This is a genomic window from Streptomyces sp. NPDC096205 (assembly GCF_044763135.1).
Lineage (GTDB): Bacteria > Actinomycetota > Actinomycetes > Streptomycetales > Streptomycetaceae > Streptomyces.
Genome location: NZ_JBIWFS010000001.1, coordinates 1,502,107 through 1,516,919, shown reverse-complemented (window position 1 = coordinate 1,516,919; position 14,813 = coordinate 1,502,107). Strand labels below are relative to the sequence as shown.

13 protein-coding genes are annotated in these 14,813 nt (G+C 73.1%); 10 read left to right on the top strand and 3 right to left on the bottom strand.

Annotated features, from left to right (window positions below; all coding sequences use genetic code 11):
• Nucleotides 1-48 precede the first annotated feature (48 nt).
• The 7 genes from ACIQ6Y_RS06365 (at nt 49) to ACIQ6Y_RS06335 (ending at nt 5,585) form a co-directional block, all read left to right on the top strand.
• Nucleotides 49-891: a helix-turn-helix domain-containing protein gene (locus tag ACIQ6Y_RS06365; protein ID WP_404033609.1), complete on the top strand. Its 843-nt coding sequence runs from the start codon at nt 49-51 to the stop codon at nt 889-891.
• A 94-nt stretch (nt 892-985) separates the two neighbouring features.
• Nucleotides 986-2,458, top strand: coding sequence for a 30S ribosomal protein S12 methylthiotransferase RimO (gene rimO, locus ACIQ6Y_RS06360; RefSeq protein WP_404033607.1), 1,473 nt, complete (start codon nt 986-988; stop codon nt 2,456-2,458).
• Complete coding sequence (gene pgsA / locus ACIQ6Y_RS06355; protein ID WP_404033605.1) at nt 2,455-3,354, top strand: CDP-diacylglycerol--glycerol-3-phosphate 3-phosphatidyltransferase; 900 nt, start codon at nt 2,455-2,457, stop codon at nt 3,352-3,354. The genes rimO and pgsA overlap by 4 nt, the downstream gene beginning before the upstream one ends.
• On the top strand, nt 3,351-3,896 hold the full coding sequence (locus ACIQ6Y_RS06350; RefSeq protein ID WP_404033603.1) for a CinA family protein: 546 nt from the start codon (nt 3,351-3,353) through the stop codon (nt 3,894-3,896). The genes pgsA and ACIQ6Y_RS06350 overlap by 4 nt, the downstream gene beginning before the upstream one ends.
• Nucleotides 3,897-4,005: 109 nt before the next feature.
• Nucleotides 4,006-4,386 carry a helix-turn-helix domain-containing protein gene (locus ACIQ6Y_RS06345; RefSeq protein WP_167997591.1) on the top strand — a complete coding sequence of 127 codons (381 nt, stop codon included), beginning with the start codon at nt 4,006-4,008 and terminating at the stop codon, nt 4,384-4,386.
• A gap of 270 nt (nt 4,387-4,656) precedes the next feature.
• Complete coding sequence (locus ACIQ6Y_RS06340) at nt 4,657-5,127, top strand: Dps family protein (protein ID WP_404033601.1); 471 nt, start codon at nt 4,657-4,659, stop codon at nt 5,125-5,127.
• A gap of 149 nt (nt 5,128-5,276) precedes the next feature.
• The gene (locus ACIQ6Y_RS06335; protein WP_404033599.1) at nt 5,277-5,585 is read left to right on the top strand and encodes a hypothetical protein; all 309 of its coding nucleotides are present in this window, start codon (nt 5,277-5,279) and stop codon (nt 5,583-5,585) included.
• On the opposite strand, the gene ACIQ6Y_RS06330 is transcribed toward ACIQ6Y_RS06335, so the two are convergent.
• The 3 genes from ACIQ6Y_RS06330 to ACIQ6Y_RS06320 all read right to left on the bottom strand — a co-directional run bounded on the left by ACIQ6Y_RS06330 (nt 5,526) and on the right by ACIQ6Y_RS06320 (nt 12,466).
• Nucleotides 5,526-6,290 carry an SDR family NAD(P)-dependent oxidoreductase gene (locus ACIQ6Y_RS06330; RefSeq protein WP_404033597.1) on the bottom strand — a complete coding sequence of 255 codons (765 nt, stop codon included), beginning with the start codon at nt 6,288-6,290 and terminating at the stop codon, nt 5,526-5,528. The genes ACIQ6Y_RS06335 and ACIQ6Y_RS06330 overlap by 60 nt on opposite strands.
• A 33-nt stretch (nt 6,291-6,323) precedes the next feature.
• Nucleotides 6,324-7,181 (bottom strand): Fpg/Nei family DNA glycosylase, encoded by an 858-nt coding sequence (locus tag ACIQ6Y_RS06325; RefSeq protein WP_404033595.1) that lies wholly within the window; start codon nt 7,179-7,181, stop codon nt 6,324-6,326.
• Between the two features lie 293 nt (nt 7,182-7,474).
• Entirely contained in the window at nt 7,475-12,466 is a 4,992-nt protein-coding gene (locus ACIQ6Y_RS06320; protein WP_404033593.1) for an ATP-dependent helicase, read from the bottom strand.
• A gap of 123 nt (nt 12,467-12,589) precedes the next feature.
• Here ACIQ6Y_RS06320 and ACIQ6Y_RS06315 point away from each other — a divergent pair, with 123 nt between their 5' ends.
• From ACIQ6Y_RS06315 to ACIQ6Y_RS06305, 3 genes are read left to right on the top strand one after another with little or no spacing between them, the layout of a single operon-like run.
• Nucleotides 12,590-13,579, top strand: a complete 990-nt coding sequence (locus tag ACIQ6Y_RS06315) for an AraC family transcriptional regulator (protein ID WP_404033591.1) — start codon at nt 12,590-12,592, stop codon at nt 13,577-13,579.
• Nucleotides 13,570-14,385, top strand: a complete 816-nt coding sequence (locus tag ACIQ6Y_RS06310) for an AzlC family ABC transporter permease (RefSeq protein ID WP_404033735.1) — start codon at nt 13,570-13,572, stop codon at nt 14,383-14,385. Before ACIQ6Y_RS06315 ends, ACIQ6Y_RS06310 begins: the two co-directional genes overlap by 10 nt.
• Complete coding sequence (locus tag ACIQ6Y_RS06305; RefSeq protein WP_404033589.1) at nt 14,382-14,690, top strand: AzlD domain-containing protein; 309 nt, start codon at nt 14,382-14,384, stop codon at nt 14,688-14,690. The genes ACIQ6Y_RS06310 and ACIQ6Y_RS06305 overlap by 4 nt, the downstream gene beginning before the upstream one ends.
• The last annotated feature ends 123 nt before the right edge of the window (nt 14,691-14,813 follow it).

Sequence of the window (14,813 nt, the reverse complement as noted above, 5' to 3'; positions counted from 1 at the left end):
TAGACTGAACCTCCAGCACAGGCGGCTACACGCTCGAAAGGCGCCCCCGTGTCCATCGGCAACTCCCCTGAAGACGAGCGTCCGTTCGAAGACGTTTCCGAGGAAGCCCGCCCCTCCATGTCCATCGGCCGTGCCCTGCGTGAGGCGCGCATCGCGGCCGGGATGACCGTCGACGACGTCAGTACCGCCACTCGGGTCCGGATCGCGATCGTGCACGCGATCGAGGCGGACGACTTCGCGCCCTGCGGCGGCGACGTCTACGCCCGCGGTCACCTCAAGACCCTGGCCCGGGCCGTCCACCTCGACCCGGCGCCGCTGCTCGCGCAGTACGACGCCGAGCACGGCGGCCGCCCGGCCCCGACACCCGCCGCGCCGCTGTTCGAGGCGGAGCGCATCCGGCCCGAGCGGCGCGGACCCAACTGGACCGCGGCCATGGTCGCCGCGATCGTCGTCGTGATCGGCTTCGTCGGCTTCACCGCCGTCAAGGGCGGCTCCGACGGTGCCGGTGACGAGGTCGCCGGCGGCGCCGCGCCGACCGCGACCAAGACCGCCTCTCCCTCGTCCGGCGGCAAGAAGCCGGCCGACCCCAAGCCCGACCCGACCGAGAGCGCCATCGCCGCAGCGCCCCAGGACAAGGTCACCGTCCGGGTCAGCGCCACCGACGGACGCAGCTGGGTCGCGGCCAAGGACCACAACGGCCGGCTGCTCTTCGACGGACTGCTCGAACAGGGCCAGTCCAAGACCTTCCAGGACAGCTCCAAGATCAACCTGGTGCTCGGCGACGCCGGCGCCATCCAGCTCTACGTCAACGGCAAGAAGATCGACGACGACTTCCAGCCGGGCGCCGTGGAGCGGCTGACGTACACCAAGGGTGACCCGCAGATCGGCTGAGCGGGGGCCTTCAGGATGGTTCGGGACGGGGTTGGCCAAGATCGGCCAACCCCGTCGACGTGGGGTGTCGGTGGGACGAAGTAGTCTTGAGCCCATGCCTGAACGCCGTACCGTCGCACTGGTCACACTTGGCTGCGCCCGTAACGAGGTGGACTCGGAGGAGCTCGCAGGCCGTTTGGAGGCGGACGGCTGGCAGCTCGTGGAGGACGCCGCGGACGCGGACGTCGCCGTCGTCAACACCTGCGGATTCGTCGACGCCGCCAAGAAGGACTCCGTCGACGCCCTGCTGGAGGCCAACGACCTCAAGGACCACGGCCGCACCCAGGCCGTGGTCGCGGTCGGCTGCATGGCCGAGCGGTACGGCAAGGAACTCGCCGAGGCCCTCCCGGAGGCCGATGGCGTGCTCGGCTTCGACGACTACGCCGACATCTCCGACCGCCTCCAGACCATCCTGTCCGGCGGCATCCACGCCGCCCACACCCCGCGCGACCGGCGCAAGCTGCTGCCGATCAGCCCGGCCGAGCGGCAGGAGTCGGCCGCGGAGGTCGCCCTGCCCGGGCACGCCCCCGCGGACCTCCCGGACGGCCTCGCGCCCGCCTCCGGCCCGCGCGCGCCACTGCGCCGGCGTCTGGACGGCTCCCCGGTCGCCTCCGTGAAGCTGGCCTCCGGCTGCGACCGGCGCTGCACGTTCTGCGCCATCCCGTCCTTCCGCGGCTCCTTCATCTCGCGCCGCCCGAGCGATGTGCTGAACGAGACGCGCTGGCTGGCCGAGCAGGGCGTCAAGGAGATCATGCTGGTCTCCGAGAACAACACGTCGTACGGCAAGGACCTGGGCGACATCCGCCTGCTGGAGTCCCTGCTGCCCGAGCTGGCCGAGGTCGACGGCATCGAGCGGGTGCGGGTGAGTTACCTCCAGCCCGCCGAGATGCGCCCCGGCCTGATCGACGTACTGACCGGCACGCCGAAGATCGCCCCGTACTTCGATCTGTCCTTCCAGCACTCCGCGCCCGATGTGCTGCGCGCGATGCGCCGCTTCGGTGACACCGACCGGTTCCTGGAGCTGCTCGACACCATCCGGAGCAAGGCGCCCCAGGCGGGTGTGCGGTCCAACTTCATCGTCGGGTTCCCCGGCGAGAGCGAGGCGGACCTGGCCGAGCTGGAGCGCTTCCTGAACGGCGCGCGGCTGGACGCCATCGGTGTCTTCGGCTACTCCGACGAGGACGGAACCGAGGCCGCGACGTACGACAACAAGCTCGACGAGGACGTCGTCGCCGAGCGGCTTGCGCGTGTGGCGCGGCTCGCCGAGGAGCTCGTCTCGCAGCGGGCCGAGGAGCGCGTCGGTGAGACCGTGAGCGTGCTCGTGGAGTCGGTGGACCCCGAGGAGGGCGTCCACGGCCGTGCGGCCCACCAGGCGCCCGAGACGGACGGCCAGGTGCTGCTCACGAGCGGCGAGGGCCTGAGCGTGGGCCGTATGGTCGAGGCGAAGGTGGTCGGCACGGAGGGTGTCGACCTGGTCGCCGAGCCGCTCCCTGGCTCGCATGCATGTAGTGAGGAGGCGGGCAGATGAGCGGAATCCCGGCATCCGCCGCGGGCGGCTCCTCCAAGGCGGGCCCCTCCGCGGGCGGTGCGCGCGCTCGTGCGTCCCGCGCGTCCCGGGCCGACATGTCCGGGGGCGGCGGGGTCCCGGGGAGCGCGTCCGGGGCGGGTGCGCCGGGTGGCGGTGCCACTGGTGACACGTCTGCGGCGGCGGGGGTCTCCGCGGGTACGTCCGCCGGGGCCGGCGTCTCTGCCGACGGTGGGGCCGCGGGCGCCGGTGGGGACGACGGCGGTGCCCGGCCCGCGCGGGGCGGGAAGCTGGCGGCGGCGGCCGTGAACCAGGCCAGCGTCTGGAACATCGCCAATCTGCTGACCATGCTGCGGCTGCTGCTCGTGCCGGCGTTCGTCGCGCTGATGCTGGCCGACGGCGGCTACGACCCGGCGTGGCGCGCGTTCGCCTGGGCGGCCTTCGCCATCGCCATGATCACCGACCTGTTCGACGGGCATCTGGCGCGCACCTACAACCTGGTCACCGACTTCGGGAAGATCGCCGACCCCATCGCCGACAAGGCGATCATGGGGGCGGCGCTGATCTGTCTGTCCTTGCTCGATGATCTGCCGTGGTGGGTGACCGGTGTGATCCTCGGCCGGGAACTCGGGATCACGCTGCTGCGTTTTCTTGTCATCCGGTACGGCGTCATCCCGGCGAGCCGGGGCGGCAAGCTGAAGACGCTCACCCAGGGCGTGGCCGTGGGGATGTACATCCTGGCGCTGACGGGGTGGCTGGCCACTCTGCGGTGGTGGGTGATGGCCGTGGCGGTCGTGCTGACCGTGGCGACCGGGCTGGACTATGTGAAACAGGCCATTGTGCTGCGCAGGCGCGGAATGGCCGCACGCGAGAGTGCGTCGGAGGAGACGGAAGCGTGAGTTCCACGGCCGCCGACGTGCTGCGACTACTGAGTGTGAAGGGCGAGACGGTCGCCGTCGCCGAGTCGCTGACCGGCGGACTGGTGGCCGCGGAGCTGACCGCGGTCGCCGGGGCCTCCCAGGCCTTCCGCGGCTCGGTGACGGCGTACGCCACGGCCCTGAAGCAGGAACTGCTCGGTGTCGACGCCACTCTCCTGGAGGAGCGCGGGGCCGTTGACGCGCAGGTGGCGGCCCAGATGGCGGCCGGCGTGCGCAAGGCGCTGGGCGCCGACTGGGGTATCGCCACCACCGGCGTCGCCGGGCCAGAGCCGCAGGACGGCAAGCCCGTCGGCACTGTCTACGTCGCCGTGGACGGGCCGCGTACAGCGGATTCCGGTTCCGCCGGTGGCGGAAAAGTGCAGGCACTGCGGTTGAACGGCGACCGCGCGGAAATCCGTATGGAGAGTGTACGGAGCGTACTCGCCCTGCTTCTGAGGGAGCTCGGGGGCGAACAGACCGGGAATGAGCGGGCACAGGATACGGAACAGAACGGGGGGTTTTGATGTTTGCAGCCCTGAGTGAACACGACATCGCTCCCCGCACGGCCGCAGCGCGAGGCGGTACGGTGGGGCGTGAAGGATGCGGTTACGCGGTCCGAGGAGGGAGCCACCGATGATTCTGCTCCGTCGCCTGCTGGGTGACGTGCTGCGTCGGCAGCGCCAGCGCCAGGGCCGTACTCTGCGCGAAGTCTCCTCGTCCGCCCGAGTCTCGCTCGGCTATCTCTCCGAGGTGGAGCGGGGGCAGAAGGAGGCTTCCTCCGAGCTGCTCGCCGCCATCTGCGACGCGCTGGACGTACGGATGTCCGAGCTCATGCGAGAAGTGAGCGACGAACTCGCCCTCGCCGAGCTGGCCCAGTCCGCTGCGGCCACTCCCAGTGAGCCTGTGCCCACACCGGTGCGCCCGATGCTGGGTTCTGTGTCGGTGACCGGTGTGCCACCGGAACGGGTGACGATCAAGGCGCCCGCGGAGGCGGTGGACGTCGTCGCCGCGTGAGCGTGTGCGCCGACACGGCATGTACGTGTGAGGTCCCACCGAGGCTTCTCCGGGTGAACCGGAGGGGCACGGGCGGGGCCTTTCGCGTTTGTGCGGGGGCTTTTTCGGCGGCCCCGTGAGCGCTGATTTCACGGCCCTATGGGGACTGTTGTGACGGCCCCGTGGGGCTTTTTTCGCAACCCCATGCCCGTTGTGCTCCATTTGCCCGGGTCGAGGTGGGCGGTCATGGTGGAGACACGTGTTCCGTCGTCGCGATCCACGGAGTTGTGCATGTACGTCGTGAAGAGCCCGCTGTCCGACACCGATCTGAAGACTGTGTCCGAGGCGCTGCAGGGCGCCCTCGTCGATCTGGTGGACCTGTCCCTCGTGGCGAAGCAGATTCACTGGAACGTGGTCGGACCGCGCTTCCGGTCGGTGCATCTCCAGCTCGACGAGGTCGTCGCCACCGCTCGGACCCACTCCGACACGGTCGCCGAACGGGCTTCGGCGCTGGGTGTGTCGCCCGACGGCCGTGCCGCCACGGTCGCCAGCGGCAGTGGCATCGGGTCGGTGCCCGGGGGCTGGGTGAAGGACGCGGACGCGGTGGGCGTGCTGGTGGACGCCCTCGGAGCCGTGATCGGGCGCATGCGGGAGCGCGTGGCGTCGACCGGCGAGCCTGACCCGGTGACGCAGGACATTTTCATCGGGATCACCGCCGACCTCGAGAAGCATCACTGGATGTTCCAGGCAGAGAACGGCTGACGGTCGAGTCGGCGGCTCCGCGTCGGCCGCCGGTGCTGCACCCGTGTGCCGGGGGTGCGCCCTGTTTCGGTGGGGGTGGAGGTGCCTAGCGTCTTGTCGGTCGGCGGAGGTGCCGGCGTCGGGGGTGTCGTCGGGCTGGAGGTGGGGCCATGGTGGGGCGGACAGCGCGTTGGGGGGCCGGCCTCGGGCTCGGGGCGTTGTGGTGGTGGGCCGTGCTGCGGCTGGCCGTGGCGCCGGACGCGGGTGTGCTGGAGGGGGCGGTCGCGGCCGGAGGGTGGGGGCTCAGCCTGCTGCCGGTGCACTGTGTGCCGAAGGGGCGGGCTGTGGGGGCGCTGCGGGAAGGGCGCTGGATACGGGCCTGGCGCACGGGTGGTGGGGCTCTCCGGCCGGAGCGGGTCTCACCAGGGCATGGCCACCCCGCCGTTGGGGCGGAGGATCTGCCCCGTCATGAAGGCTGAGGCGTCCGAGGCCAGATAGAGCACGGCGTGGGCCACATCGTCCGGCTCACCCACTCGGCCCAACGGGGATCTGCGGGCCATCAGCGCTTCGGTGTGCGCCTGGGCACCGGCTTCGTGACGATCGGTCATGGGCGTGCGGATCCAGCCCGGCGCGACGGCGTTGACGCGGATGCCGTGCGGGCCGACCTCCGTCGCGAGGGTCCTGGTCAGCTGGACGACGGCCGCCTTCGCGGCGCCGTAGCAGAACAGGCCCGGGCCGCCGGTGTCGACGGCTCCGGAGGCCATCGTGACGATGCTGCCCTGCACGTCCTGCGCGAGCATCAGCCGGGCGGCCTCCTGGCAGGCGTGGAACACACCTTTGAAATTGACGTCCAGCACCCGGTCGAGATCCTCGTCCCGGGTCTCCAGGACCGGGCTGCTGTGCATGATCCCTGCCACCGCGGCCATCACGTGCAATCGCTCGCAGGAGGCGACGGCTTGGCACAGTTGCGCGCGGTCCGTGACATCGAGGTGGTGGGGGACGGCTGTGCCGCCTTCCCTCTCGACCAGCGTGGTCGTCTCCGCGAGACCCGGCGCGTCCCGGTCCGCGCAGTGCACGGTGGCGCCCGCGCGGGCGAGCAGCAGCGCGCAGGCGCGGCCGATACCGCTGGCGGCGCCGGTGATGAAGGCGGTGCGTCCGGTGAGGTCGTACGCGTCGACGGCCATACGGGGGACCGTACGAATGTTTCTGACGGGTCGTCAATTGGTGCGGGGCTGGTTTCTTCGGCCGGTGTCGCCGGGGAGGGGCGCCGTCCGGGTGCGGTCGGGGGCGGGGCCCGGCTGGCAGGTGGGGCACCAGTACGTGGGGCGTTCGCGGGAGCCGTCGCCCTGGTCCGCGACCCGGACGGGCGTGCCACAGCGCAGGCAGGGACGGGGGGCCCGGCCGTACACGAACAGGTCCTGGCCGCGCCGGCCCGTCGTGGCGCGGATCGGGCGGTCGCGGTTGACCTCCAGCAGGCGTTTGGCCAGGCCGGGGAGCGCGGCCGCGCGGTCGGCGGGGAGGTCCCCGACGGGGAGCCAGGGGGTGACGCCGAGGAGGAAGCACAGCTCGCTCTTGTAGACATTGCCGATGCCGGCGAGGTTGCGCTGGTCGAGCAGGGCCTCGCCGAGCGGGCGGGCCGGGTCCGCGAGGAGGTTCGCCAGGGCGCGGTCGGGGTCCCAGTCGGGGCCCAGCAGGTCGGGGCCGAGATGGCCGACGGCGCGCTCCTCGTCCGTGGTGCGCAGGAGTTCCAGTACGGGGAGGCGGTAGCCGACCGCCGTGTGGTCGGCGGTGCCCAGGATCGCGCGGATCTGGTGCCCGGGGCCGCCGCTCCAGCGCTGTCCGGCCGCGTACACCTTCCAGGAGCCGTCCATCCGCAGATGCGAGTGCAGGGTCAGGCCGCCCTCGATCCGGGTGAGCAGGTGCTTACCGCGCGGGGTGACGTCCAGGACGGTACGGCCGGTGAGGTCGGCCGTGGCGTACTTGGGCACCCTGAGGTCGGAGCGGGTCAGCACGTGGCCCGCGAGGGCGGTGTGCAGGCGCTTCGCGGTCTGCCAGACGGTGTCGCCTTCGGGCATGGGTCAAGGGTGGCATGGGGGAGGGGGTGTGGGGGGAGGGGCCTTGGGTGGGACCTGGCCTGGGTGGGGCTGGCCTTGGCTGGTGGTGGCTTTGGGTGGGGGGTTGGGTGCCTTGGCTGGTGGTGGGCGGTTGCCGTGTGTGAGGGCGCTTGAGCAGCAGGGGTAGCTGCCGGGCTTCGCGGCGCCCTTGGTCGAGGTGGGCGCCTTGTGTCGGAGTGAGGGTCCCTTAGGGGCGTACGCGTGTGTGTCCCCCAGGGGCGTACGCCTGGGTCGTCTCAGTCGTCTCAGTTGTCTCAGGCCCGTAGGCGGAGGCCGCGCGGTGTCGCGATGAAGCCTGCTCCTTCCAGGAGGGTGCCCAGGGGGGATGTCAGGGCGGAGGTGCCGTTGATGCGTTCCACCGTGACCGTGCCGAGGGAACCCGCGCGGGCGGCTGCTGCGAGGGCCTCGGCGGCCTCGCGCAGCCGGGGGTCGTCGGCGAGCGTGCCGCTGTCCGCGTCGGTGAGCCAGGCCAGCAGGGTCTTGCCGCCGCGCTCCATGTAGAGGGTCAGCTCGCCATCGACGAGGACGACGAGCGAGCCCGCCTTGCGACCCGGCTTGTGCCCGGCGCCGGTCGGGGGTTCGGGCCAGGACAGGGCGGCGCCGTAGGCGTTGGCCGGGTCGGCGGCGGCGAGGACGACGGCCCGGGAGGCGGGGGTACGACGGCTGCGGCCGGGGTGGCCCATGGGGCCGGTGCCTCGCCAGGCGGGGCCGTTCGCGCCGTACGGGCCGTTGGGCGGGGCGAGGTCGCGCGGCGAGACGTAGCCGCCGGGGTCGGTCGGCCGGCCGGGGAAGGCGCCGTCGTCCACGAAGGAGGGGGACCCGGATGCGGGCAGGCCGTCCGAGAAGGCGGGCGGGGAGGTCGGGTCGTCCAGGAAGCCGCGTACCCCAGCGGAGGTGGGGTCGCCCGGGAAGGCGAAGGTCTCGTCCGTGAAGGGGGCCGTCGTGCCGAAGGCCGCTGCCGGGGTGCTCCCACCCTGATCGCCGCTGAAGGCCGGGCCGGACAGACCCTCGCGGGCGTTGGCCACCGCGCGCAGGCGGTCCACCGCGCCGTCCATGGCGAACTGGGCGGCGCCCAGCCCCTCCACCACATAGCCGCGGCGGGCCTGGCCGCTCTCCTCGAAGACGGACAGCACGCGGTAGATCGCCGAGAAGCCGCCCTCGACGCCCTCGGAGGCGACCGCACCCCGGGTCACCACGCCGTGCCGGTCGAGGAGGACACGGGCCAGGGCATGGGCCCGCACGGTGGTGTCGGCGTCGCGCTGCGGCAGCACCGACCAGCGTCCGGCCACGGTCGGGGGGCCGGTGCGCGAGGCCGGGCGGGCGGCGGCCGTCAGGGAGCCGTAACGACCGCGCGGGACCGTGCGCTTGGCGCGGTGGGCCGTGGAACCGGCGGTGCGGCCGGAGCCCAGCACGGCGCGCATCGGGGCCAGCGTGTCGTTGGTGAGCCGACCGGACCAGGCCAGATCCCAGATCGCGTCGGCCAGTTGGGGATCGGTGGCTTCGGGATGCGTGGTGGCGCGGACCTGGTCGGCGATCTGACGGAAGAACAGGCCGTAGCCGCCGGAGAGGGCGTCCAGGACGGACTGGTGCAGGGCCGTCAGCTCCAGCGGGTGCGGTGGCGGCAGGAGGAGCGGGGCCGCGTCAGCCATGTACAGCGAGACCCAGCCGTCCTTGCCGGGCAGAGAGCCGGCCCCGGCCCACACGACCTCGCCCGCGGCGGTCAGTTCGTCGAGCATGGCGGGGCTGTAGTCGGTGACGCGGGACGGCAGGACCAGCTTCTCCAGGGCGGACGCCGGTACGGACGCGCCCTGCAACTGCTCGATGGCCCGCACGAGTCCGTCGATGCCACGCAGCCCGTGGCCCTTGCCGATGTGCTGCCACTGCGGCAGGAACTGGGCGAGCGCGGCCGGCGACACCGGCTCCAGCTCGTGCCGCAGCGCGGCGAGGGAACGGCGGCGCAGGCGGCGCAGCACGGCCGCGTCGCACCACTCCTGGCCGATCCCCGCCGGGTGGAACTCGCCCTGGACGACCCGTCCGGCGGCGGCGAGCCGGTGCAGCGCGCCGTCGGTGACAGCGACGCCGAGGCCGAACCGGGCGGCGGCCGTGGCCGACGTGAACGGGCCGTGGGTGCGGGCGTGGCGCGCGAGGAGGTCGCCCAGCGGGTCCTTCACCGGTTCGGTGAAGGCCTCCGGGACACCGACCGGCAGGGCGGTGCCCAGCGCGTCGCGCAGCCGCCCTGCGTCCTCGATCGCCGCCCAGTGGTCGGCGCCGGCGATCCGGACCCGGATGGCACGCCGGGCCGAGGCCAGCTCCTGGGCCCACTGCGGTTCGGCGCCGCGCTCGGCCAGTTCGGCGTCGGTGAGCGGGCCCAGCACACGCAGGGCGTCGGCGACGCCCTCGACGTCCTTGACGCGCCGGGTCTCGGTGAGCCACTGCAGCTCCCGCTCCAGCTCGGTCAGCACCTCGGCGTCGAGCAGCTCGCGCAGCTCCGCCTGACCGAGCAGCTCGGCCAGCAGCCGCGAGTCCAGGGACAGCGCGGCCGCGCGGCGCTCGGCGAGCGGCGAGTCACCCTCGTACAGGAACTGGGCTACGTAGCCGAAGAGCAGGGAACGCGCGAACGGGGACGGCTCGGGGGTGGTGACCTCGACGAGGCGCACCTTGCGGGACTCCAGGTCGCCCATCAGCTCGACCAGGCCGGGGACGTCGAAGACGTCCTGGAGGCATTCGCGGACGGCCTCCAGGACGATCGGGAAGGAGCCGAACTCGCTGGCCACCTCCAGCAGCTGGGCGGCGCGCTGGCGCTGCTGCCACAGCGGGGTGCGGCGGCCGGGGTTGCGGCGCGGCAGCAGCAGCGCGCGGGCGGCGCACTCGCGGAAGCGGGACGCGAACAGCGCGGAGCCGCCGACCTGGTCGGTGACGACCTGATCGACCTCGCCCTTGTCGAAGACGACGTCCGCCGCGCCGACGGGCGCCTGGTCGGCGTCGTACTCCGTGCCGGCCTTCATGGGCTCCTGGTCGAGCAGGTCCAGGCCCATGAGGTCGGCGTCCGGCAGGCGCAGCACGATGCCGTCGTCGGCGTGCATCACCTGGGCGTCCATGCCGTAGCGCTCGGACAGCCGGGCGCCGAGCGCGAGGGCCCAGGGGGCGTGCACCTGGGCGCCGAAGGGGGAGTGGACGACGACGCGCCAGTCGCCCAGCTCGTCCCGGAAGCGCTCCACGACGATCGTGCGGTCGTCGGGGACATGGCCGCAGGCCTCGCGCTGTTCGTTCAGGTACGACAGCACATTGTCGGCGGCCCATGCGTCCAGGCCTGCGGCGACAAGGCGCAGGCGGGCGTCCTCCTTGCTCAGGGAGCCGACCTCGCGCAGGAACGCGCCCAGGGCGCGGCCCAGTTCGAGGGGGCGGCCCAGCTGGTCGCCCTTCCAGAACGGCAGCCGGCCCGGGACGCCCGGCGCGGGGGAGACCAGCACGCGGTCGCGGGTGATGTCCTCGATGCGCCAGGAGCTGGTGCCGAGCGTGAAGACATCGCCCACGCGGGACTCGTAGACCATCTCCTCGTCCAGCTCGCCGACCCGGCCGCCGCCCTTCTTCGGGTCGGATCCGGCGAGGAAGACCCCGAACAGGCCGCGGTCCGGGATCGTGCCGCCGGAGGTCACGGCGAGACGCTGGGCGCCGGGGCGGCCCGTGATGGTGCCGGCCACGCGGTCCCACACCACGCGCGGGCGCAACTCCGCGAAGGCGTCGGAGGGGTAGCGGCCGGCCAGCATGTCCAGGACGGCCGTGAAGGCGGACTCGGGCAGCGAGGCGAAGGGCGCGGCGCGGCGGACGGCGGCGAGCAGGTCGTCGAACTGCCAGGTGTCCAGGGCCGTCATGGCCACCAGCTGCTGGGCCAGCACGTCCAGCGGGTTGGCCGGGACCTTCAGCGACTCGATGGAGCCGGTGCGCATGCGCTCGGTGACCACGGCCGCCTGCACGAGGTCGCCGCGGTACTTCGGGAACACCACGCCGGTGGAGACCGCGCCCACCTGGTGTCCGGCGCGGCCGACACGCTGGAGTCCGGACGCCACGGACGGCGGGGACTCCACCTGGACGACCAGGTCCACCGCGCCCATGTCGATGCCCAGTTCCAGGCTGGAGGTGGCGACCACCGCGGGCAGGCGGCCCGCCTTGAGGTCCTCCTCGACCAGCGCGCGCTGCTCCTTGGACACCGAGCCGTGGTGGGCGCGCGCGATGACCGGCGGGGCGCCCTGGGCCGCGCCCGAGCCGCCCATCAGCTCGGCGGGGCTGTGGTGCTCCTCCAGGGTCTCGCCGGTGGCCCGCTCGTAGGCGATCTCGTTGAGCCGGTTGCACAGACGCTCGGCCAGGCGGCGGGAGTTGGCGAAGACGATGGTGGAGCGGTGGGACTGGACCAGGTCGGCGATGCGCTCCTCGACATGCGGCCAGATCGAGGGGCGCTCCGCGCCGCTGTCACCGTCGGCCGCGGGCGCGGCGCCCAGCTCGCCGAGGTCCTCCACCGGGACGACGACAGACAGGTCGAACTCCTTGCCCGACTCGGGCTGGACGATCTCCACCTTGCGGCGCGGGGACAGATAGCGGGCGACCTCGTCGACGGGACGCACGGTCGCCGACAGGCCGATGCGGCGGGCCGGCTTCGGCAGCAGCTCGTCCAGCCGCTCCAGGGACAGGGCGAGGTGGGCACCGCGCTTGGTGCCGGCCACCGCGTGCACCTCGTCGAGGATCACCGTCTCGATGCCGGTCAGCGCGTCGCGCGTGGCCGACGTCAGCATCAGGAACAGCGACTCCGGTGTGGTGATCAGGATGTCCGGCGGACGCGTGGACAGCGCGCGGCGCTCGGCGGCCGGGGTGTCCCCGGAGCGGATGCCGACCTTGACCTCCGGCTCGGGCAGACCCAGCCGGACGGACTCCTGGCGGATGCCGGTCAGAGGGCTGCGGAGGTTGCGCTCGACGTCCACGGCGAGGGCCTTCAGCGGGGACACGTACAGCACGCGGCAGCGCTTCTTGGGGTCGGCGGGCGGAGGCGTGGAGGTCAGCTGGTCCAGCGCGGCGAGGAAGGCGGCCAGGGTCTTGCCGGAGCCGGTCGGGGCGACCACCAGCACGTCCGAACCCTCACGAATGGCCTGCCACGCGCCCGCCTGGGCCGCGGTGGGCGCGGAGAAGGCCCCCGTGAACCAACCGCGGGTCGCGGGGGAGAAGCCGTCGAGGGCCCGGTGGGCGGAGCTGACCATGCGTCCATCCTGCACCCCGCCACTGACAATGGCGCTGAGCTGCGGATTTCGGGCCGGCGGCCCCGTTCCGCCACCGCGGGATCCCCGAGTACGGCCATCATCCACTTGGCCGACAATGGGCGTATGGCAGGTTCCGGGGAGCGGGCGCGGCACTGGCAGTACACGGAACTGCCGGGGGTCGACCTGCTGCGGGCCCGGTACATCCGCAAGACGTTCGTACGGCACACGCACGAGAACTTCGTGATCGCCGCCATCGCCGACGGAGTCGAGGTCTTCCACCACGGCAGCGGCGACCAGTACGCCGGCGCCGGGGCGCTCGCCCTGGTCAATCCGGACACCCCGCACACCGGCCGGGCCGGAGTGCCCGAGGGATGGCGCTACGGAGCGGTCTACCCGTCCCCCGAGGTCGTGGCCGGCATCGCCGCAGAGACGACCACGATCCGCGGCACCCCCGGCTTCGTCAGTCCCGTGCTCGACGACCCCTACACCGTCGCCCTGGTCCACCAGGTGCTGCGTGCCACCGACGAGGCCAACGCGCTGGCCGCCGACACGCTGCTGCGCGTGGCCGTGACCCGGCTGCTTCGGCTGAACGGCGGACCCCTGCCGCAGCGGGTCGTCCGGACGGCCGGCGCGCGCGTCGCGGCACGCGCGCGTGCCGTGCTGGAGGAGCGGATGGCCGAGCCGCCGACGCTGGAGCGCCTCGCCGAAGACCTCGGGACCAGCCCCTTCGCCCTGCTGCGCGCCTTCCGCGACGCCTACGGAATGCCGCCCCACGCCTGGCTGACCGACGCCCGGGTACGGCGCGCCCGGCGGCTGCTGGACACCGGCACCGCCCCCGCGGAGGCCGCGCTGGCCGTGGGCTTCACCGACCAGCCACACCTCAACCGCCACTTCAGCCGGATCGTGGGGGTGCCCCCGGGGGCGTATCAGCGGGAGCGCAAGAACGTACAAGACGGCTCGCGCGGGCTCGTCCTACCGTCCGAGGCGTGGCAGAACAGACAGCTTTCGCAGCAGGCACACGGGCCGACGGCCCAGGCGGGCCGGGCTCCACGGGCGAGGGAAAACCCGACCGGGCCGTCGTCCGGGACGCGCTCGGGGTCGGGATCGCCGTAGGACTCTCCGGCTTCGCCTTCGGGGTGACGTCGGCGGGCAGCGGGCTCACGGTGTGGCAGACCTGCGCGCTCAGCCTGCTGGTCTTCACCGGCGCGTCCCAGTTCGCGCTGGTGGGGGCGCTCGCGGCTGGAGGGAACCCGCTCACGGCCGCGGTGGGCGCCTTCTTCCTCGGTGTGCGCAACGCCTTCTACGGCCTGCGCCTGTCCCAGTTGCTGGCCCTCCCGCGCGCGGTGCGCCCGTTCGCCGCGCAGTGGGTCATCGACGAGACCACGGCCGTGGCGCTGGCCCAGCCGACCCGGCGTGCGGCGAGGATCGGCTTCGCCGTGACCGGGCTCAGCCTCTACCTGCTGTGGAACCTCACCACACTGCTCGGCGCCCTGGGCGCGGAGGCCATCGGCGACACGGACGTATGGGGCCTCGACGCCGCCGGTCCAGCCGTCTTCCTTGCCCTGCTCGCCCCCATGCTCACCAGCACGACCGAACGGGCCGTCGCGGGCCTCGCCGTCGTCCTGGGCCTCGCCCTGCTGCCGGTCCTGCCGGCCGGCGTACCGGTCCTGCTGGCCGCCCTTGCGGCACCGGCCGTGCTGTGGGTACGGGGGCGGCGTGGGGGCGCGCTGTCGGAACAGGGGCGGGCCGAGACGGAGGGAGACGGGCTCTGCGAGGCGCCCGGGCGGAGTGGCTGCGGGGATTCCGAGGCGCCCGGGCGGAGTGGCGGCGGGGATTCCGAGGCACCCGCGCCGGGTGGCGGCGGGGATTCCGAGGCACCCGCGCCGGGTGGCGACGGGGAGCAGGAGGGCGAGCGATGAACTTCTGGATCGCCATAGCGGTCACCACCGTCGGCTGCTACGCCGTCAAGCTCGCCGGGCTGCTGGTCCCCGCGGGCGTACTGGAGCGGCCCCTCGTGAGGCGGCTGGCCGCGCTGCTGCCGGTCGCCCTGCTCGCGGCCCTCACGGCCCAGCAGACCTTCGCCGACGGCCGGTCCCTGGTGCTGGACGCGCGCGCGGCGGGGCTCGCCGCGGCCGCCGTGGCGCTGGTGCTGCGCGCCCCCTTCCTGATCGTCGTGGCGGCCGCGGTGGTCGTGACGGCGGGGGTGCGCGCGCTGGGCGGTTGAGGGGCTTCCCGATCGAAACCGGCGTAGCCGGGCAGGTCGGTGAGGCCGCGGGTGGATCGGTGACACAGTCGCAGGTCGGCCGAAGCCGTCATAGGCCGGCGGGCATGGCTGCAGGGCGCCTCC